The following is an 18,482-nucleotide window of genomic DNA, read 5'->3' as shown; positions in this document are numbered from 1 at the left end:
GGCAGGAACCCAGTCCTGCCGTTTGAACTGGGCTCCTGCCTTCGCAGGAGCACGGGATGGACCATATGTGCGAATAGGCTGAGGATGCATGGATCAACCGCACGATAATCTGGCTTCTAATTCCCGCCCCCGCCAGGGCTTTTGGGGCCTGTGGAACATCAGCTTCGGCTTTTTCGGCATCCAGATCGGCTTTGCGCTGCAGAACGCCAATATGAGCCGCATCTTCCAGTCGCTGGGCGAGAGTCTGGACGATCTGGCGCTGCTGTGGATCGCGGCGCCGCTGACGGGGCTGCTGGTCCAGCCGATCATCGGCCATTATAGCGACCGGACATGGTGCCGTTTCGGGCGGCGGCGGCCTTATTTCTTCGCGGGCGCGCTGTTCGCGGCGCTGGCGTTGGTCGGCATGCCCAATGCGCCCGGCCTGCTCGCCGCGGCGATGATGCTGTGGGTGCTGGACGCCTCGCTCAATGTTTCCATGGAGCCGTTCCGGGCCTTTGTCGGGGACATGCTGACGAAGGAGCAGCATATGGCGGGCTACGCGCTCCAGACCGCCTTTATCGGCGCGGGCGCGGTGATCGGGTCGTCCACCCCATGGCTGCTGGACCGGCTGGGGGTCGCCAATGTCGCCAGCGGGTCCGGCATTCCCGACACGGTGCGGATCAGCTTCTATATCGGCGGCGCGGCCCTGTTCCTGGCGGTGTTGTGGACCGTGCTCACCACCCGCGAATATTCGCCCGAGCAGATGACGCGCTTCGAACCGTCGGAAGGCGAGCCGGTCGCTGAGAGGGACGCTGTCCCGGCCATCCCGCCCGGCGGCACGCTCTGGATCGTCGCCGGGCTGGCCGTCGTCGCGATCGTCCGCATCCGGTCGCTGGAGAAGGAACTGTACCTGCTCGGCGCGCTGCTGGCCGGCTATGGCGCGGCGCGGATGCTGGCGCGCCGGCTGCACCGGGGCGGTCGCACCGACAATCTGCTCACCCATGTGGTCGGCAATTTCGCGACCATGCCCGCGATGATGAAGCGCCTTGCGCTCGTCCAGTTCTTCACCTGGTCCGCGCTGTTCATCATGTGGATCTACACCACCCCGGTCGTCGCCCAATATGTCTTCGGGTCCTCCGATCCCACCAGCGCCGCCTATAATGCGGGCGGCAACTGGATCGGCATCCTCTTCGCCACCTATAATGGCGTCGCCGCCCTGGCCGCACCCTTCCTGCTGCAACCGCTCGCCCGCCGGATCGGCCAGGCGCAGACCCATGCCCTGGCGCTGATGCTGGGCGCGTTGGGCTTCCTTTCCTTCCTGTTCCTGCGCGACGCCCGCATGCTGCTGCTGTCGGAAGTCGCCATCGGCATCGCCTGGGCATCCACGCTCGCCATGCCCTATGCGATGCTCGCCTCCAGCGTGCCGCAGGCGAAGCTCGGCATCTATATGGGGCTGTTCAACGCCTTCGTGGTCATCCCGCAACTGCTGGTGGCCACCGTCATGGGCACGATCATGCGGCATTTTTTCCCGACGGAGCCGATCTGGACCATGGCCTTTGCCGCGGGCGTCATGCTGCTCGCCTCAATGGCCGCCCTGCGCTGCCGCCAGGCGCGAAACTGAGGAAACCGGCGAATCGCAAAAACGCTTCATGGAAAAGTCGACAGGCTCAGCAAAGGCAGTCGACACCTGATTCCTCTTCGTCGGAAATCATGGCGTCCGCCACCTTCTTATATCTGCCTATTATTCGCCTGCATTCTTCCTGCGACTTGAAATATCCGAAATCATCGTCACCCGGGACTCTGTCCTGCTTCGGTTTTTTCACCATTAACCATGGCGTAAACGCAGACGATGTTTCACAATCAGATGCCTGCCTGAGATCGGTCCATTTCTTTCTGACAATCCCGCCCCCGAATATGGGGCCGGGAACATCCATCTTTGTCATTTCCAATCCTGTATATTGGGAATGATGGCGACGATTTCACATATTCAACGGGTCAGGGTAATCCTGAATCGGGCAAGAACCGGATGATTTCGGAGAATTTCTTGACGCCGAACTTCTTCATGATGCTGGCGCGGTGCATTTCCACCGTTCTGATGCTGATCTGCAGCGCGTCCGCCACATCCCTGTTGCTGCCGCTGGAACTCAGCGCGCGCACGACATCCAGCTCCCTTTTGGTGAGGCTGCCGAAATAGGCTGCGGCGGCTTCCCGCCGGCGCTGGATCTCGATGTTCCGTTCCAGCATGGGCCAGGCATTGGCGAGCACCTTGAGCAGCAGGCCGTCGGCAAAGGGCTTTTCCAGAAAGTCGATGGCGCCCCGCTTTATGACGTCGACCGCCGTCGGAATATCGCGCGACGCCGTCATGACGATCAGGGGGATGTCCACCCGCCGCGCGAACAGTTCCTGCTGAACCGCCGGCCCGGCCATGTCGGCCAGGTGCAGTTCCATCACCGCAATGCCGGGCGCTAGGAAATCAAGCGCCTCGATAAAGTCGGAACCGCAGGAAAAGGGGACGGGCCCGAACCCTTCCCGGCGCAGGATTCGCACCAGTTCCTGGCGCATCTTGCTGTCGTGGTCCACGATATAGACTGGACATCCTGGGTTCATAGCCAATTGCCTAGACCATCATTCCCGCGCCAACGCGCGAAGCCGCCAATGGTTTCGGCTCCGATCCTTTCTTTTTTATCGCGTCAGTTCGCAGCCGTCCGGCGGGGTTCGAAGAAGACCCCGATCATCCCGCCGCTCGACCACTGCACCCGCCCCATCCGTACATCCAGGCCGCGGGTTTTCACAAGCAGCCGCGTACCTTCGCCCAGACCGCCCACTTCGATCATCATCCCTTCGGCCGACAGGTTGCGGATCGTCCCGATCAACACGGGCGTGGAAGTCACCAGCGTTGCGGAGAAATCGACCGCCAGTCGGCGGCTGCGCGGCTCGTAGGTTTGGGGCGCGGGGTTCGCATCAGGCTCCTCGCCCGGAATCCAGGGCAATGTCTCTTCAAGCAGAAGACCGCATTTGGGCCCGTTGATCCAGCGGACCTCCGCCGTGCGGAAGCTGGCGTCGTCGAAGCTCACATGCACCTGCTGGTGCAAGCCCAGCGACAGGGCGCACCGTCCGCTCAGTCCCGCATGGGACACATTTTCGACAGACAGGTTCGCTTCCTCGACGACCGGATAGAGCAATGCCGTCTTGAAGACGGTCTGCCGGGGGTGCCGGCGTTTCTCCATCATCGCGCTCCGGTCGTCGGACGGCTTTTCTAGCGGCTCGGTCATACGGGTTCCCACAGATTCGCGGAATCCCATAAATGATTGGACTTGCACGCCGATTAGCGGGGAAATAGGTATTTTTACGGTATCGCCCGGAGCGGTTGCATTAACCTTCATCTCCTAGACAGCCGGGGGCCGTTTCCTCCGCTGAGGCCGGCCTGGAACCGGCGGGGCGCATTTTCAGTCCCATCATGCGCCTCGCCTTTACTTTCCTCAGACAAATGGCATCATCGTCGCATGCTTGCTCGATGGTCCTATATTAGCACCAGCCAGTTGGATGCAACCCAAGCCGAAAAACACATGGAAGAGATCGTCCAGGTCTCCATTCCGCGCAACCGCTCGCTGGAAGTGACGGGCGCGCTGCTGTTCACGGGCAACCGCTTCGCCCAATATCTGGAAGGCGAGCCGGCCGCCATCGAAAACCTCAAGGCGAGCATTCTGCGCGACCGGCGCCACAGGGAGGTTCAGACGATCGCATCGGGCGAAGCGCCGCATCGCCATTTCGTCACCTGGTCCCTCGCCTATGCCGGCCCTTCCCATTTCGTTTCCGACATCATCGAGCGCGCCTTGAACGATGCGCTGGAAAAGGGCGACGAAGGGTTCGAAGCGCTGGTTCAGATGATGTCGGAATTTTCGATCCGCGGCCGGGGTTGAGCTTTCGTCCCGCCATGGCGCGGCGACGCCGATATACCATCCGCCCGGAAAGCAGGCGATTATTAACTCAGATCAATATCCGCCGGGGAACAGGAAGACCTGCCGCTGGTTGCTCTGCCATGCCACTCGCCCTATCCTCGCCGATCGTCCGGGCGTCGGCCGGTCCACTGCCATTGTCACGCAGGATGCATGGCCTTGTCCCTTCCCCGCCCCACCGATATGAGCAAGGGCAGACCATCGGTGTGAATGACAGACGCCCCGGTCAGGCGGAACGTCCAGCGCACGACCGGTTCGGAAAGAGAGGGAGAGCCCGATGTCAGAGCCTGTGGTCCGTGCCCGCCAGAACCATGCCGATCGCCCCCAATATGTCCGTGCGGGAATAGGGCTTGATCACCCGCCTGCAGCTTTCATAGGCCGACGGCAGGCTTTGTTCGTCATAGCCCGTGACGATGATCACCGGCACGGAACGCGCGACCAGTTCGTCGATCAGGGGATAGCTCATTTCCCCCTGAAGATTGACGTCGAGCATGACGATGTCAGGCAAGTGCTCCGCAATGGCCTTGAGCGCGCCGAACAGGCTGCCATGCGGGCCCATCACCGAAAACCCCTCTTCGGCCAGCAAGGCGCCAAGGTCGCTCGCGAGAAAATATTCATCCTCCACCACCAGCACGCGAACCGCGCCGGGGGTCACCCCTTCCATCATTCATCTCTCCTCTCCCGCCAGCCGTCGCACGGGAATGGGCGGCAGAAAATAACATAGGTGGAAACGCGTCATGTCATCGCTCGATATCCCGCAGGTTGCGATGAAGGATAGCATCACTGCCCAGAAACTGGCGGCGCACTGGCCGCTCGGCCGGCGCGACCGGGATGTGATCAACGGCCTGGCCGGTCGGGCGCTTCAACCGCTGCGCACCGGCACGGACCTGTTCACCCAGGGGGACCGGCTGACCTCCATCTTCTTCCTGCTGGAGGGATGGGCGGCCCGGTACAAGATGCTGGAGGACGGCCGCCGCCAGATCGTCAGCCTGCTGCTGCCGGGCGATCTGTGCGATCCCTTCTGCTTCCTGCTGCATCGCGCCGACCATGGCGTCACCGCGCTCACGCCGGTCAGGGTCGCCGAAGTCGGACGCAGCCAGTTCGAGGAGATCGCGCTGGCCCATCCCGAAATCACCAAGGCGATGTGGATCAACGCCCTGATCACCGCGTCCATACAGCGGGAGTGGTGCGTCAATCTGGGCCGACGCACCGCGCTGGAACGGTTCAGCCATCTCTTCTGCGAACTCTATCACCGGCTGCTGAAAGTGGGCCTGGTCAGCGGCAACGGCTTCCACTTTCCCGTCACGCAGCTCGAACTGGCGGACGCAACGGGATTGACGATGGTGCACACCAACAGAATATTGCAGGAAATGCGTCGCCAAAGGCTGATAGAATTGCACCGGCGCCATCTTGTCGTGCCGGATCTCGCAGCGCTGGAGCGCGTCTGCGCCTTCGACCCTTCCTATCTGCATCCGGCGGCGCAAGAGGCATCGTGACGACACCATCCCCGACCGACGGCTGGCGCGACTTCCTCGCCCTCTTCGATGCCTCTCCCCTGCCCCAGATCCAGGTCGGGCCCAACGACAATATATTGCGCGCCAATGCGGCATTGACGGAATTGCTGGGCATTCGGCCGGACCGGCTGATCGGCGGGCGGCTGGTCGTGCCGGCATCGGGCGAGTCGGCGGCACGGCTGAGCTGGGACGACGGCAAATGCGAGGCGCGGCTGTTCGCCGCCGTGCTGGTGACGACGCCCGACTATCGCGTCTGCGTCGTGCAGTTCGGCAATGTCGACGCCCTGGAGGCGGCGGCGCGGCAATATCTGCTGCGCGACGTGCAGCATCGGCTGCGCAACCTGATCGCCTCCGTCCGCTCCATCTTCCGGCGGACAGCCGCGACCAGCGATTCCGTCGACCATCTCACCAGCCATTTCCTGGGACGGCTGGACGCCATCGCCCGGATCGAATCCAATCTCGCCCTGGCGGAACGCCATGGACTTGAACTGCACGACCTGATCATGGACGAGCTGGCGGCGTTCGCCGTCCGTGCGGGGGAACAGGCCTTTCTGGAGGGGCCGGATGTCCGGCTGCGCACCTCGGCCGCGACGACATTGGCCCTCGCCTTTCATGAACTGGGCAATAATTCCATCAAATATGGCGCGCTCGGGTCAGAGGGCGGCCGGGTCTGGGTCCGATGGTGGAGCGATCGCGAACCGGCCGGCCCGGTGCTGCGCATCCTTTGGGAGGAAAAGGGCGGCGACAGCCCGACAGCCGCCCGCCGGTCCGGCTTCGGCACGGAGATGCTGACCAAGACGATCCCGTTCGAACTGGACGGTTCGGGCACCATCGACTGGACGCCCGGCGCGTTCAAGGTGCACATCAGCCTGCCCATGACCAAGAGGCTGCTGCACCCCAGCGACTAGAGCCAATCGACATTCAGCCCTGACGGCCTGCAAATGACGCTTTTCCGTGACCCGGTGCTCACCTACTTTGAGTAGGCCGCGCTCCGGGTCACGGAAAACCGCCATTTTACCTTCGGTGGCCTTCGGCTCGGCTCGTCATCTTCTGAATGTCGATTGGCTCTGGAGCATCCACGCGCCGCATGGCGCCGCTTCAGCGCTTTTCGTTCGGCGTCAGGCCCTGATGGTCGTCGGCCCTGTTCTCGCCCGTCTGCTGGTCTTCCTTCAGCACGTCATGATGCCAGAAATTGCGCCCGATGAAGACGACGGCGATCACCAGCAGGACGATTCCCACCACCCAGATCGCCGCCAGCCCGAGACGCCGATCGCTGGGACGTTCCGGTTCGTGCATGTCGGCGGTTCCTCTGGTTTCATGGTCTTGAGGGGAAGCATATGGCCATGCCTCCCAGCACACAGAACGGCGGCGGACGTTCCCCCGTTCCTGGCCGGCCCATAACCTGGATCATGGCCGGCGCGCTTCTTCGCCCTTCCGCCGGCTAGAGCCAATCGACATTCAGATGATGACGAGCCGAAAATGGCGGTTTTCCGTGACCCGGAGCGCAGCCTACTCAAAGTAGGTGAGCACCGGAAGCACGGAAAAGCGTCATTTGCAGGCCGTCAGGGCTGAATGTCGATTGGCTCTAACCCTGTTCTTCCTCCAACTCGACATGCCGGTCCATCCGGCCGAGCCAGGCCTGGGGGCGGAAATCGGACAGTTCGGTCAGGCGGCGCCAGTTGGGGATGGTGATCCGCCGCCGGTCGCGTTCGATCACCCCCGCCTTTTCCAGCGCCTTCAGCGTCCGGTTGACATGCACGGTGGTCATGCCGGTGGCGTCGGCCAGCTCCACCTGGGACAGGGGCAGGATCAGCCGGCACCCGTCCGATCCCCCTTCCGGATAGCTGCGCATCACCAGCTCGCAAAGCAGATAGGCTATCCTTCCCCTGGCGTCCCGCCGGCCCATATTGCTGATCCAGGCGCGGAAGACCGATGTTTCGGCCGTCATCTCCGCCCACAGCGCATCGGCGATGTTCGCCCGCTCGCGCATCAGCGCCAGCACGTCCTCCAGCGGGATGGCGGCGACGCGCAGATCGGTCAGCGCCTGGACGAAATCCTCCGATGGAAAGAGCTGCACCGGCGGCAGCGTCAATATGTCGCCCCGGCCATGTATTCCCACGATATGGCGGCCGCCATTGGACGATATGCGGTGGCGATGGGCAAAGCCCGACAGCAGGATCAGGCAGGATTGCGGGCGGTCGCCCTCCCGGATGATATAGTCCCCCGGTTCGCAATGACGCAGGCTGTGCGGCAGGGATAGCAGAGCGGCGCCGTCTTCCTTCGAGAGAGCCGTGCGGCCGCCAAGGCGCGCCAGCAGCGGCAACAGGATCGGTGATGGCATTTTCATGAGCGGGATGGGATGCCGTCTTCGTCTCCGCCGCGGCCGCGATGCTCGCCGCTGGCCGTCCGGCTGTCCATGGCGGAATGCCGGCCTGCCGCATGCAGGACCGGGCCGTCGCGACGCGGCGCTCTCCCCCCGGCGGGAAGAACGACGGAGCAGTGCGGCATGGGACTCATTATAAGGGTGGAGGAATTCATCCCGGATCGTGTCATGACTCGTCGTCTTGGTGGCGCTGCTCATTCTCCTTCGGTCGACCGGCCGGGGCCGGCGTTCGAACGAAGAAGGATTCACCTTGCTCCAGCCGCCTACCGACGCTCGCTAACATATGCTAATGCAGGTGCAATTTTTGCCGTTGGGCCTCATTTTCCGGGGCTGGACGGTTGCAGAAGTTGCGCGACATCAAGAAGTTCGCGCCCGCCCGATCAGGCCGCCATGTCCTGGCCGGTGAGGGCGGCCACTTCGCGCAGGGCCTGAAGCTCCGGTATGCGCAGCCATTTGGATTGCAGTTCGACCAGACCGCGCGCCCGCATGGATTGCAGCGTGCGATTCACATGGACCGGGGTCAGCCCGGTCATGTCCGCGATCTCCATCTGCGTCAGCGGCATGGCGCATTGCTGGCCATAGGCGAGACCCGCCTGCCGCATGCGTTCGAACAATTCCAGCAGCAGATGCGCCACCCGTTCGAGCGCCGTCTTGCGGCCCAGGGTGACAAGCCAGTTGGCCTGCCGCTCGATCATGCCGGACAGCGCCTGCCAGAAGCCGTTATGCCCGTCGAAACCGGCGTGCGAGGGTATGCGACAGGGCAGCCGGAGCGCCCTGACGTTGGTGATCGCCACCACGGGCTGGGACGCCACGCCGCCCAGCGCCCATTGCGGATCGCAATAATCGCCCGGCAGATAGAGCGCCGTAATCTGGCGGCGGCCATCCGACAGCAGCCGGTATCGGCACGCCCACCCTTCCTGAACATAAAGCATGGCGTCGGGTTTTTCATTTTCCCGGGCCAGAAACTGATGCATTCGGAAATGAACCTGGTTTTCGCCTTCGGCAACCTGGCTTAACATGGACTACTCCCTGTTAAGCCCCCCTGGACCAATATCGATTGAACCTGCCCCCAACCATAGCGTTTCTGGTTCATGCTGGATTCACCTATGTTTCCTCGCAGCAAATAATTGGGATGGAGCGAGAAAAAGAGCCGATGAACGCGGCACGCCCTCCGGCGGCCTCCGGAAAATTGCCGTTTGTCTAGGGTGTGCGGGGATTCAGTTCAGGGTGGAGCGAAAATGGTGGCTTTCGAGAACCAGCGCGCAGCGTACTCAAAGTACGTGAGCACTGGAAGCGCAGAAAGCCGCCATTTACAGCCCGCCATGGGCTGAATCCCCACACAGCCTAATGCAGGTTATCGCGCGGGCGTGGGGCCGTGGAACCTCCTAACCCCGAAAACCGCTGGCTTTGCAGGAGGAACGACCATGTCCAAAATGCTCTTGCTGATGCCGCTGATCGCCGTGGCGATGCCCGCCGCCGCGGCGGAATCCCCCACCGCCTATCTGGGGAAAGCGGGCGCGGGCGACCTGTACGAACAGACATCCAGCAAGATCGTGCTGGAAACGACCAGGGATGCCAGGGTCAAGAGCTTCGCCACCATGATGGTGGGGGATCACGGCAAGAGCACCGCCATGCTGAAAAGCGCGGCTGCGGCATCGGGCGTCAAGGCGCCGCCGCCCAGTCTGACGCCCGATCAGCAGGCTAAGGTCAGGGCGCTGAAGCAGGCGAGGGGCGCTGCCCGCGACACCCTCTACTGGCAGCAGCAGAAGGCGGCTCACAGCCAGGCGCTGCAACTGCATCAGGATTATGCCGCCCACGGTTCCGACCGGTCGCTCAAGGACGCGGCGACGAAGATCGTGCCTGTGGTGAAACATCATCTCGACCTTCTGAACGCAGGCCGATGACGGACGTCCATAGCCTCGCCGCCCCTGCCGCTCCCCCGGACCTGAAGCATGTCTCGCTGGATCGGGAAAGCGATGCGCGCTACTGGCAGCAGCGTTTCAGCACATCGCGTGCCCGGCTGGAGCAGGCGGTCGAGCAGGTCGGCCATAATGTCAGCGCCATAGCGGAGTTCCTCCACCACAGCCGCTGACGGCGGGCGTGGCGGCCAGACCCTTGTTGCACCCGGATAAAAGATCGACCAGGGCCGCGCCTTTCCGGGAACCAGCCCGTTCGCGCGCCTGTTCTCTCCTCAACGAAAGGAGAGTTTTCGATGCACAAGGAAGAGGAAGACGGCCGCATCGTCACCCATGTCTCACGGCAGGAGGCGCGAAGCGGCGCTTCCACCCACGTCACCCGCTATGTTCTGGGCATCAGCCTGATACTGGTCGTGATCGCCTTCGCCATCCTTCTGGCGGGCGGCTTCTTCAGCACTGCCGAAACGGGCGCCGACGGATCGCACATGGCCAGCCCGGCCGAAGCGAACGGAGGCTGAGTCCCGGCATGATGGGCCAGACCGACCTTGCGGCACAGACGGTGTTGATCGTCGAGGACGACTATTATCTCGCCTTCGATACGGCGGAAGCGCTGCGAGGCGCGGGAGCCGGGATCATGGGGCCTTTCCCGACCGAGGAGAAGGCGATGGCGGCGATCCGCCAGGAACGCCCCACCGCCGCCGTGCTGGACATCAACCTGGGAAACGGTCCCTCCTTCGACCTTGCCCGGTTGCTGAAGGAACGGGGCGTGCCGTTCCTGTTCCTGACCGGCTATGACGAGGAGATCATACCGCCCGATCTCGGCGATACATTGCGGCTGCAAAAGCCGGTCGCCCCCAGGGAGATCGTCGCCTCGCTCGCCAGGCGCCGCCAGGGCAGCGCCTGACGCCCGCACTCATTCGGCCGCGATGCCCGCGCCCCCCACGAAGGAGGCGCCGCTCAACGCAGGACTGCAGGCAAAGCCCGGCATGCGATCGTAAAGCTCCTTCTCGAAAAAGGCGCAGGTGATCGCCAGCCCCTCGCTCAAGGGAACGTGCGGTTCCCAGCCGAGCAACTGGCGCGCCCTGCGGATGTCCGGCCTGCGCCGGCGCGGATCGTCGACCGGCAGCGGCTGGAACACGACCTGGGACTGCGTGCCGGTGGCGGCCACGACCTGATCCAGCAGTTGCAGGATGGTATATTCCTCAGGATTCCCTAGGTTGACCGGCGCCATGTCGGACAAGGGCGCCTCCATCAACCGGATCAGCCCGTCCACCATGTCCGACACGAAGCAGAAGCTGCGCGTCTGCGATCCGTCGCCATAGATGGTGATGGCATCGCCCGACAAAGCCTGGCAGACGAGGTTGGAGATCACCCGGCCATCGTCGGGATGCATATTCGGGCCATAGGTGTTGAAGATCCGCGCCACCCGCACATCGGCGCGGCCCAGCCGGGCGAAGTCGAAGGCCATGGCCTCCGCCGCGCGCTTCCCCTCGTCATAGCAGGCGCGGGGGCCGGTGCAGTTCACCCAGCCGCGATAATCCTCGCGCTGGGGATGCGCCTCCGGATCGCCATAGACCTCGCTGGTGGAGGTGAGCAGGAAGCGCGCGCCGACCTGCTCCGCCAGCCGCAGCAGGCGATCGGTTCCGACCACGCTGGTCAGCATCGTATGTTCGGGATCGGCCTGATATTGCGGCGGCGAAGCCGCGCAGGCGAGATTGTAGATGCGGCTGATGTCGCGCCGGCGCGTGACCGCATCGGGCAGGGGATCGACGATGTCGCCGCGCACGAAGGTGAAGGCGCGATGCCCCTCCAGCATCCGCAGGTTGACCTCCCGCGAGGTCTGGAGGTTGTCGAGGCAGATCACCTCATGCCCCCGATCCAGCAGCGCCCGGCACAGATGCGACCCGATGAAGCCGGCTCCTCCGGCCACCAGGGCTGTTTCACGCTTTCCGTTCATCGACCCTCCGTCCTTTTCTGTCCTGTCGTTCTTCATTCGGCCGCCGCCATGTCCCGCGTGCGCATCCGGGCGGCCTCTTGCAGCCAGTTTTCCAGCTCGGCGGCGCGGCGGCCCGATATATGCCGGTCCAGGATGCGGCGGCGTGCGGCCTCGCCCACATCGGCGCGATCCTCATGGAGGGCGACGATCACCTGCTCCGGATTCCAGGCGAAGATGATTTCGCGATTGGGCTCCAGCAGTTCATTGAGCCCCGGCCAGACATCGGAGATGATGGGCGTGCCGCAGGCCGCCGCCTCGAACAGCCGGACGGAAGGGGACCAGCCCGCCTCGATCATGTCGGCGCGCGTGACGTTCAGCGTGTAGCGCGAGGCGGAATAGAAAGCGGCGTGGTCGCGCGGGGCGAGATGCTCGATCCGCTCGACATTGGCGGGCCAATCCATGTCGTCCGGATATTGCGGCCCGGCGACGACGAAACGCCTGTCGGGCAGCAGCCGCGCCGGTTCGATCAGCAGCTTCTCCAAGGTGGGCTGGCGATCCGGGCTGTAGGTGCCGAGATAGGAGAGATCCCATTTCTTCGGCACGTCCATCGGCCGATAGGCCGACGCATCCACCGAGCAATAGAGCGCCCGCGCCATGGGGGAACGATAATGCCGCTCCAGCAGGTCGAGCGTCGGGCCGCCGGTGAAGGAGCAATAGCAGTCATAGCCCGCGATCAGCTCCGCCGACAGATAGTCGCACCGCCCTTCGCGCAGCGCCGCCAGCGTGACGGGCGTATCGATGTCGTAGAAGGCGGTGACCCCGCGCGCCGTGCGCTGCACATAATGGCCGACCGCGATGCCGTCGGGCACATAGGAGCCGACCATGACCGCGTCCGCCGTCTCGATCTCCTGCCGCCAATCTTCCAGCGCTTCCACGCTGTCGTAGAATTCCAGCCGGCAGAAAGCGGGATCGATGAGGTCGCGCTGGCTGGCATACCAGGGCACGTCCCGCTCCAGGAAGAGTATCTCATGCCCGCGCCCGGCGAAGGCGGAGAGCAGGGCGCGGAAGGTCGTGGCATGACCATTGCCCCAGGATGAAGACAGGCTGAGTCCGAGGACGACGAGTTTCATGCTCCCTCCATCTGATGGTGCCTGGCGGCGCGCCGCCCCGACCGGTCGCGCAGGATTTCGTCGACCTGGCGCCCGCGTAGTTCATAGCTGTGTTCGGCCCGGACACGGGCAAGCGCCGCCTGTCCGATCGCCCGCGCCCGATCCGGCGTCAGCGCCGCCAGATGATCCGCCACATCCTGCCCGTCGCGGGCGACCAGCACCTCCTCGTCCGGGGTCAGGAACATCTCTATCCCCTCCCACGCATCGGTGATCAGGCAGGCCCCTGCCCCCGCCGCTTCGAACACGCGGGTCGCGGGGGAAAAGCCGATATGCGCCATGCTGTCGCGGGCGACGTTCAGCACGGCCAGCGGGCTGCAATTGAAGGCGTTGTGCTCGGCGGTGTAGACATGACCGCGATGGCGGACATTGCCGGGCATCGCCTTGCTGTCCCAGCCATTGCCGCCGATCAGGAACTGGCGGCCGGGCGACAGGGCGGCGGGTTTCAGGAAGAATTCCTCCACCCGCGCCTCCCGGTCGGGCAGGCGGTTGCCAAGGAAGGCGAGATCGGCGGTGAAGCGCGGATCGGGCGGCACGGGATGGTGGCTCTGCGGATCGAGCGCATTGTAGACGGGAACGCACTCCACCGCGCCGAAGCCGCGATAGGCGTTCACCACCGGATCGCCGCCGCCATAGGTCAGCACCATGTCGAGTCCGGGCAAGGCGCGGCGCACGGCATGATCCGGATCGGCGCGCATCTCGTCCAGCGTCGCGGCGGCGTCCACATCCCAGAAGATGCGCAGCGCATGGGGCCCGGCGCGGCGCATGACGCCGTCCAGCAGCTCGTCGTCGAACACGCCGACGCCGCTGGCCTTCACGACGACATCGGCATCGGCGGCCTCGTCCATCACGCCCTTCAGCGCGTCCGGCGTGGCCGGATAGACCACCACGCGCGCCCAGTCGGGCGGGTCGATGTCACGGTGCTGCTGCCGGTCGAAGGCATCCGGTTCATAGAATGCGATGCGATGGCCATGCCGCGCAAGCTGCTCCAATATCCCGCGATAATAGGTGGCCGCGCCGTTCCAGTAGGAGGAAAGCAGGCTGGAGCCGTAAAAGGCGATCTTCATGCAACGCTCCTGATCGGCTGCGCGTCGAGCGACGCCGTGATGTCCATCAGCTGCTGCGCGCGATGGGCGCAGCTATGGCGGCTGCGGATCGTCTCCAATCCGTTGCGGACGAGGCTGGCGCGAAGGTCCGCATCCTCGCTGATGGCGCGCATATGGCCCTTCATTTCGTCGCCGGTCCGGGCGAAGAGGAAATCCTCGCCGGGCCGGAACAACCCTTCGCTGTCGTCCCAAGGGGCGGACAGCAACGGAATGCCGCAGGCCAGCGCCTCGAACACTCGGATCGTCGGAATGCCGGGCAGAAGCTGCGTATAATAGCGGCGCGGCACATGGACGGTGGCAAGGTGGCGGGCGAAGATAGCCGGCGCGGCGGCATTGGGCGCCCAGCCATGATAGGCGACGCCATAGCGTTCCAGCGTCGCCAGCGCCTCCTGAGGATAGCGCACGCCATAGATGTCGAGCGGAAGCTTCGCCTGCCGCGCGGGGCAGAAGAGGTAATCCTCCAGCTCGGCGGTACGCTCCCCATCGCCCCAGTTGCCGATCCAGACGAGGCCGCTTTTCTCACCGGGCAGGGGACGGAAATGCCTTGTGTCGGCGGCTTCATGCCAGGTCCAGACGCGCTCGCCCCAGCCCCAGCTTCGATAGACCTCCGACAGGGCCTCGCCGAACGCCAACACGCCGTCATAGCCCGACAGGTCGAACGCCCGGATCGCGTCGGGATCGGACACGGCGCGATGATGGGTGTCGTGGAACAGCAGGGTGAAATCGCTCCGCCCCGCCCGGATCAGGCCGAGCGCCCCGACCAGCGAAGGCTCGTTCCATTCATGGACGATGACGAGGTCCGCGCCGTCGAGCAGGGCCACCAGATCGTCCTTCATGCCATAACCCTGGGCACGGAGTTCGGGATAGGCCTGACGATAGGCGGCGAGCCCCTCCTCCCCATGGTCGGCCAGGAGGTTGGCGAGGCTCCAATTGCCCTCGGGCTCCAGCGCCAGCACGTCGTGGCCCATGGCCGCGAGTTCGCGCAGCACGCCGCGCAGGAAATGGGCATTGCCATGGTTCCAACAGGACAGCAGCGAATGGGTGAAATAGAGGATCTTCATGCGGCGACCTTCCGCTGGACGGCGCGATAATGGGCGGCCATGTGCGCGGCCGTGGCGGCGGGGGTATAGGCGCCCGCCCGTGCTTGGGCGCGCTGGCCCATTTCCCCGCGAGCGGCGCCGTCGCCCAGCAATGCCTCTATCGCCAAGGTGAAGCCCCGCGCGTCGCGAGGATCGACGAAGATGGCGGCGCCATCCCATAGCTCCCGGAAAGTCGGAATGTCGGACAGCACCAGCGCGCAACCCGCCAGCGCCGCCTCCAGCACCGCCAGGCCGAAGGGTTCGTAAAGCGCCGCCGAGACGAAGACCGGCCGGCTGGCCAGATGCCGGGCCAGCGCCATGCTGTCGAGCGGGCCGAGCGGCACCAGCGAATGCAGACCGATCGCCCCGCCCTGCGGCCCCTCAAGCGGCCCGGCGGCCCTGAACGGCACAGCGATGCGGGCGGCCGCCTCATCCAGCACCCGGACATTCTTGCCCTCGTCCCAGAGGCGGCCGGCGGTGAACACATGGTCCTGCATCGCCTGCGGCTTCACCGGGAAGGACCGGCCATTATGGACCGCCATGGGGAGCACGCCATAGTGGCGGCGCGCCGCCCGCGCAAAGGCCATGCTGGGCGCGACGATGCGGCTCGCCTGCCGAAGGCCGGCCGCGACCAGCGCGGTGCGCCAGTTGAAATCCTCCGGCATGGGACCGCCGCGCACCGCTTCCCACCAGGTCGCGACGCAACTGTGCAGCAGCGCGATCACCGGGCAGGGATAACGGCCGGCACTGGCCAGCGCCGGCGTATGCAGTTGCACTGCGTCGGCGCGAAGGTCGCCCGCCATTTCCGCCAGCCGCGCCTCGGCCTGCACGATGGGCGCCGCTTCCGCCGCCAGCCATTCGAGTTCGAGGCCGGTTTCCACCAGATGGCAATTGGCTATGGCCGCCGCCTCCGCCCGCTGCGCCTCGCTCAGCGCAGGCCCCATGACGGCCAGCGTCACCTCATAGCCATGGGGCTGGAGCGCGCGGATGAGGTCGGTCGAATATTGCCAGACGCCGCCCACCGCGTCGGCGGACAGCAGCAGATGCTCGCCGCCCCTCACAGCGCGCTCGCGGTCATCAGCCTGGGCCCGGCGCGCTCCGCCCGTTCCTCCGCCAGCCAGCGGGCCAGGTCGGCGACGCCCTGCCGCCAGGGCTTGCGCGCCTTCAGGTTCAGCGCCGTGCGCGCCGCGCCGGTGTCCGCGACGAAATAGCGCTGGTCGCCCGCCCGCCAGGGCGCGAAGTCGGGCACGATGGACTTGCCCAGATGGACGCCGATGAAGGCCAGGATCTGCCGCAGGCTGACGGCATTGTCCGGCCCGCCGCCCAGGTTGAAGGCGCGGCCGCCCACCCGTCCGATCTGCCGCCAGACCGCCAGATAAGCGTCCACCGCATCCTGCACGTCCAATATGTCGCGCACCTGATGGCCGTCGCCATAAAGGGTGATCGGCTGCCCTTCCAGGGCGCTGATCAGGAAATGCGCGACCCAGCCCTGATCCTCCGTCCCCATCTGCCTCTGGCCGTAGATGCAGCTCATGCGCAGCACTGCGGCGGGCAGATCGAAGCTGCGGGCATAGTCCAGCACATATTGGTCCGCCGCCCCCTTGGAGCAGCCATAGGGCGTATGGAAATCGAGCGGGCGGCTTTCGTCGATGCCGTTGGCGCGCAGATGCTCCGAGGCCGGCTGATAGGCGCCGTCGATCAACGGGAAGTCCAGGTCCTCCAGCCCGCCATAGACCTTGTTGGTGGAGGCGAAGATCACCGGCGGCGGCGTGGCGCGGCGGCGCGCAGCCTCCAGCACGTTGAGCGTGCCGAGCGCGTTCACCTCGAAATCGGCGCGCGGATCGGTGAAGCTGGTGGTGACGGCGACCTGCGCGGCCATGTGGAAGACCGCCTTTGCGCCGGCGACCGCCCGGTCCACCGCCGCATCGTCCCGCACATCGGCGATGACCGGCGTGATCGCGGCGCCGTGGCGCTGCTCCAGCCAGGCAAGGTTGCGCTCGACGCCGGGCCGGGCCAGCGAGTCATAGACGACGACCTGCTCGCCCTCCCCCGCCAGCCGGTCGGCGATGTTGCAGCCGATGAAACCGGCGCCGCCCGTGACCAGCACGGGCCTTCCGTCGGCGCGCTTCACGCGACCAGCCCCCGCGCTTCCAGCTCCGCCCGCGCCTGATTGACGCGGTCGTCGGCGGTCTGCCGCGCCACCCATTCGGCCAGCACGGCGAGGCCCTGCTGGAAGTCCTGCCGCGCCCTGAAGCCCAGCACCTCTTCCGCCTTGCCGGTGTCGCAGAAGCAATGGCGGATGTCGCCGGTGCGCGCCTTGCCGACGATTTCCGGTTCCCCCTCGTTCCGGCCCATCGCCAGCGCAAGCGATTGCGCCACCTCCGTGACGGAGCGGTCCTGCCCGGAGCCGATGTTGAAGGTGCCGCCCGCCGCCTGCGGCAGTTCCAGCGCATCGGCAAAGGCGCGCGCCACGTCGCCGACATGCACGAAGTCGCGCCGCTGCCCGCCATCCTCGAAGATCATCGGCTTCTGCCCGTTCAGCAGGCGCGACGCGAAGATCGCCAGCACGCCGGTATAGGGATTGGACAGCGCCTGCCCCGGCCCATAGACGTTGAACAGGCGCAGACAGACGCCCTCCATGCCATAGGGCGCGGTCATGATATGGGTCGTGCGTTCCTGCACATATTTGTTGAGCGCGTAGATGGAGGCGAGATTGGGCTGCTTCCATTCCGGCGTGGCGATGGGGGTGAGCGGGCGGCCCTGTCGGTCGACCGGGTCCCAGACCTTCTGATTGTCGCGGATCGACCCGCGCTCCGCGTCCTCGACGATCCGGCCGTCCTCGTCGCGGTACAGCCCCTCGCCATAGATGCTCATCGAGGAGGCCGTCACCACACGCCGCACCGGACGGTCGATCAGTCGTTCGAAGAGGACGGCGGTGCCGACGTCGTTGACGGAGGTATAGCGCTCCACTTCATACATGGACTGGCCCACGCCGACTTCCGCGGCGAGGTGGATGACGGCGTCGACGCCTTGCAAGGCGCGATCCACCGCATGGCCGTTGCGCACATCGGCGCGGATCAGCTCAACCTCCGGATCGAGATCGGCCGGCCGCTCGATGTCTCCATGAACCTGCTCGATCATGCTGTCCAGCACGCGAACGGCATGGCCGCGCTCCAGCAACTCCCGGCAAACCGTCCGGCCAATAAAACCGGCGCCACCCGTGACAAGAATCTTTTCCACGGCCGCTCCCCTTCATTGATGATGATTTGCCAAGGATTGGTCGCGAGGATGTGATATTCCCCGCAACCGTGGCAACGGGATCATGAACATCTTCTTCTACCGTCAGGTTCCGGAAATATTTCAGAAAACCGTTGAATCTCTACTCAATATAAACTCATGAAAATAACTCATGTTATACGACAAAAATACAGGTTATTCATGATGTTT

22 protein-coding genes are annotated in these 18,482 nt (G+C 64.9%); 8 read left to right on the top strand and 14 right to left on the bottom strand.

What is annotated here, in order from left to right; all coding sequences use genetic code 11:
• The first annotated feature begins 88 nt into the window (after positions 1 to 88).
• A complete protein-coding gene (locus K7W03_RS07780) occupies positions 89 to 1,600 on the top strand; it encodes an MFS transporter (RefSeq protein ID WP_222885935.1) in 1,512 nt (503 codons plus the stop codon).
• Positions 1,601 to 1,646: 46 nt separating this feature from the next.
• Here the strand turns inward: K7W03_RS07780 and K7W03_RS07775 are convergent, their stop codons facing one another.
• The 3 genes from K7W03_RS07775 to K7W03_RS07765 form a co-directional block, all read right to left on the bottom strand.
• Entirely contained in the window at positions 1,647 to 1,922 is a 276-nt protein-coding gene (locus tag K7W03_RS07775) for a hypothetical protein (protein ID WP_062017419.1), read from the bottom strand.
• Positions 1,923 to 1,974: 52 nt separating this feature from the next.
• Complete coding sequence (locus tag K7W03_RS07770; protein WP_222885934.1) at positions 1,975 to 2,586, bottom strand: response regulator transcription factor; 612 nt, start codon at positions 2,584 to 2,586, stop codon at positions 1,975 to 1,977.
• 83 nt (positions 2,587 to 2,669) lie between these two features.
• Entirely contained in the window at positions 2,670 to 3,251 is a 582-nt protein-coding gene (locus tag K7W03_RS07765) for a PilZ domain-containing protein (RefSeq protein WP_025547775.1), read from the bottom strand.
• Positions 3,252 to 3,482: 231 nt separating this feature from the next.
• Between K7W03_RS07765 and K7W03_RS07760 the strand changes: the two genes are divergently transcribed.
• A complete protein-coding gene (locus K7W03_RS07760; RefSeq protein ID WP_222885933.1) occupies positions 3,483 to 3,899 on the top strand; it encodes a BLUF domain-containing protein in 417 nt (138 codons plus the stop codon).
• A 316-nt stretch (positions 3,900 to 4,215) separates the two neighbouring features.
• On the opposite strand, the gene K7W03_RS07755 is transcribed toward K7W03_RS07760, so the two are convergent.
• Complete coding sequence (locus K7W03_RS07755; protein ID WP_222885932.1) at positions 4,216 to 4,602, bottom strand: response regulator; 387 nt, start codon at positions 4,600 to 4,602, stop codon at positions 4,216 to 4,218.
• Positions 4,603 to 4,672: 70 nt separating this feature from the next.
• Here K7W03_RS07755 and K7W03_RS07750 point away from each other — a divergent pair, with 70 nt between their 5' ends.
• Positions 4,673 to 5,431 carry a Crp/Fnr family transcriptional regulator gene (locus tag K7W03_RS07750; protein ID WP_044662654.1) on the top strand — a complete coding sequence of 253 codons (759 nt, stop codon included), beginning with the start codon at positions 4,673 to 4,675 and terminating at the stop codon, positions 5,429 to 5,431.
• Complete coding sequence (locus tag K7W03_RS07745; RefSeq protein WP_222885931.1) at positions 5,428 to 6,357, top strand: HWE histidine kinase domain-containing protein; 930 nt, start codon at positions 5,428 to 5,430, stop codon at positions 6,355 to 6,357. Before K7W03_RS07750 ends, K7W03_RS07745 begins: the two co-directional genes overlap by 4 nt.
• Before the next feature lie 190 nt (positions 6,358 to 6,547).
• On the opposite strand, the gene K7W03_RS07740 is transcribed toward K7W03_RS07745, so the two are convergent.
• The 3 genes from K7W03_RS07740 to K7W03_RS07730 all read right to left on the bottom strand — a co-directional run bounded on the left by K7W03_RS07740 (position 6,548) and on the right by K7W03_RS07730 (position 8,806).
• On the bottom strand, positions 6,548 to 6,745 hold the full coding sequence (locus tag K7W03_RS07740) for a hypothetical protein (RefSeq protein ID WP_222885930.1): 198 nt from the start codon (positions 6,743 to 6,745) through the stop codon (positions 6,548 to 6,550).
• Positions 6,746 to 7,034: 289 nt separating this feature from the next.
• Entirely contained in the window at positions 7,035 to 7,796 is a 762-nt protein-coding gene (locus tag K7W03_RS07735) for a Crp/Fnr family transcriptional regulator (protein ID WP_025547769.1), read from the bottom strand.
• A 416-nt stretch (positions 7,797 to 8,212) separates the two neighbouring features.
• On the bottom strand, positions 8,213 to 8,806 hold the full coding sequence (locus K7W03_RS07730) for a Crp/Fnr family transcriptional regulator (RefSeq protein ID WP_226869884.1): 594 nt from the start codon (positions 8,804 to 8,806) through the stop codon (positions 8,213 to 8,215).
• Between the two features lie 450 nt (positions 8,807 to 9,256).
• Between K7W03_RS07730 and K7W03_RS07725 the strand changes: the two genes are divergently transcribed.
• From K7W03_RS07725 to K7W03_RS07710, 4 genes are all read left to right on the top strand, one after another.
• A complete protein-coding gene (locus K7W03_RS07725; RefSeq protein WP_226869866.1) occupies positions 9,257 to 9,736 on the top strand; it encodes a DUF4142 domain-containing protein in 480 nt (159 codons plus the stop codon).
• Complete coding sequence (locus K7W03_RS07720; protein ID WP_222885929.1) at positions 9,733 to 9,924, top strand: DUF3606 domain-containing protein; 192 nt, start codon at positions 9,733 to 9,735, stop codon at positions 9,922 to 9,924. The genes K7W03_RS07725 and K7W03_RS07720 overlap by 4 nt, the downstream gene beginning before the upstream one ends.
• Positions 9,925 to 10,044: 120 nt before the next feature.
• Positions 10,045 to 10,266, top strand: coding sequence for a hypothetical protein (locus tag K7W03_RS07715; RefSeq protein ID WP_048578113.1), 222 nt, complete (start codon positions 10,045 to 10,047; stop codon positions 10,264 to 10,266).
• 8 nt (positions 10,267 to 10,274) lie between these two features.
• Entirely contained in the window at positions 10,275 to 10,652 is a 378-nt protein-coding gene (locus tag K7W03_RS07710) for a response regulator (protein ID WP_226869863.1), read from the top strand.
• A gap of 9 nt (positions 10,653 to 10,661) precedes the next feature.
• Here the strand turns inward: K7W03_RS07710 and K7W03_RS07705 are convergent, their stop codons facing one another.
• From K7W03_RS07705 to K7W03_RS07675, 7 genes are read right to left on the bottom strand one after another with little or no spacing between them, the layout of a single operon-like run.
• A complete protein-coding gene (locus K7W03_RS07705) occupies positions 10,662 to 11,705 on the bottom strand; it encodes an NAD-dependent epimerase/dehydratase family protein (RefSeq protein WP_226869859.1) in 1,044 nt (347 codons plus the stop codon).
• Between the two features lie 32 nt (positions 11,706 to 11,737).
• Entirely contained in the window at positions 11,738 to 12,814 is a 1,077-nt protein-coding gene (locus K7W03_RS07700) for a glycosyltransferase (RefSeq protein ID WP_222885928.1), read from the bottom strand.
• Positions 12,811 to 13,917, bottom strand: coding sequence for a glycosyltransferase (locus K7W03_RS07695; protein WP_222885927.1), 1,107 nt, complete (start codon positions 13,915 to 13,917; stop codon positions 12,811 to 12,813). The genes K7W03_RS07700 and K7W03_RS07695 overlap by 4 nt, the downstream gene beginning before the upstream one ends.
• The gene (locus tag K7W03_RS07690) at positions 13,914 to 15,017 is read right to left on the bottom strand and encodes a glycosyltransferase (protein ID WP_222885926.1); all 1,104 of its coding nucleotides are present in this window, start codon (positions 15,015 to 15,017) and stop codon (positions 13,914 to 13,916) included. The genes K7W03_RS07695 and K7W03_RS07690 overlap by 4 nt, the downstream gene beginning before the upstream one ends.
• The gene (locus tag K7W03_RS07685) at positions 15,014 to 16,096 is read right to left on the bottom strand and encodes a glycosyltransferase family 4 protein (protein ID WP_222885925.1); all 1,083 of its coding nucleotides are present in this window, start codon (positions 16,094 to 16,096) and stop codon (positions 15,014 to 15,016) included. The genes K7W03_RS07690 and K7W03_RS07685 overlap by 4 nt, the downstream gene beginning before the upstream one ends.
• Entirely contained in the window at positions 16,093 to 17,166 is a 1,074-nt protein-coding gene (locus K7W03_RS07680) for an SDR family NAD(P)-dependent oxidoreductase (protein ID WP_222885924.1), read from the bottom strand. The genes K7W03_RS07685 and K7W03_RS07680 overlap by 4 nt, the downstream gene beginning before the upstream one ends.
• On the bottom strand, positions 17,163 to 18,275 hold the full coding sequence (locus K7W03_RS07675; protein ID WP_222885923.1) for an NAD-dependent epimerase/dehydratase family protein: 1,113 nt from the start codon (positions 18,273 to 18,275) through the stop codon (positions 17,163 to 17,165). Before K7W03_RS07675 ends, K7W03_RS07680 begins: the two co-directional genes overlap by 4 nt.
• Positions 18,276 to 18,482 lie beyond the last annotated feature (207 nt).

This window comes from Sphingobium sp. PNB (genome assembly GCF_019873065.1).
GTDB classification, from domain to species: domain Bacteria; phylum Pseudomonadota; class Alphaproteobacteria; order Sphingomonadales; family Sphingomonadaceae; genus Sphingobium; species Sphingobium fuliginis.
The sequence above is the reverse complement of the archived record's forward strand: the minus strand, read 5'-3'. Positions and strand labels throughout refer to the sequence as shown.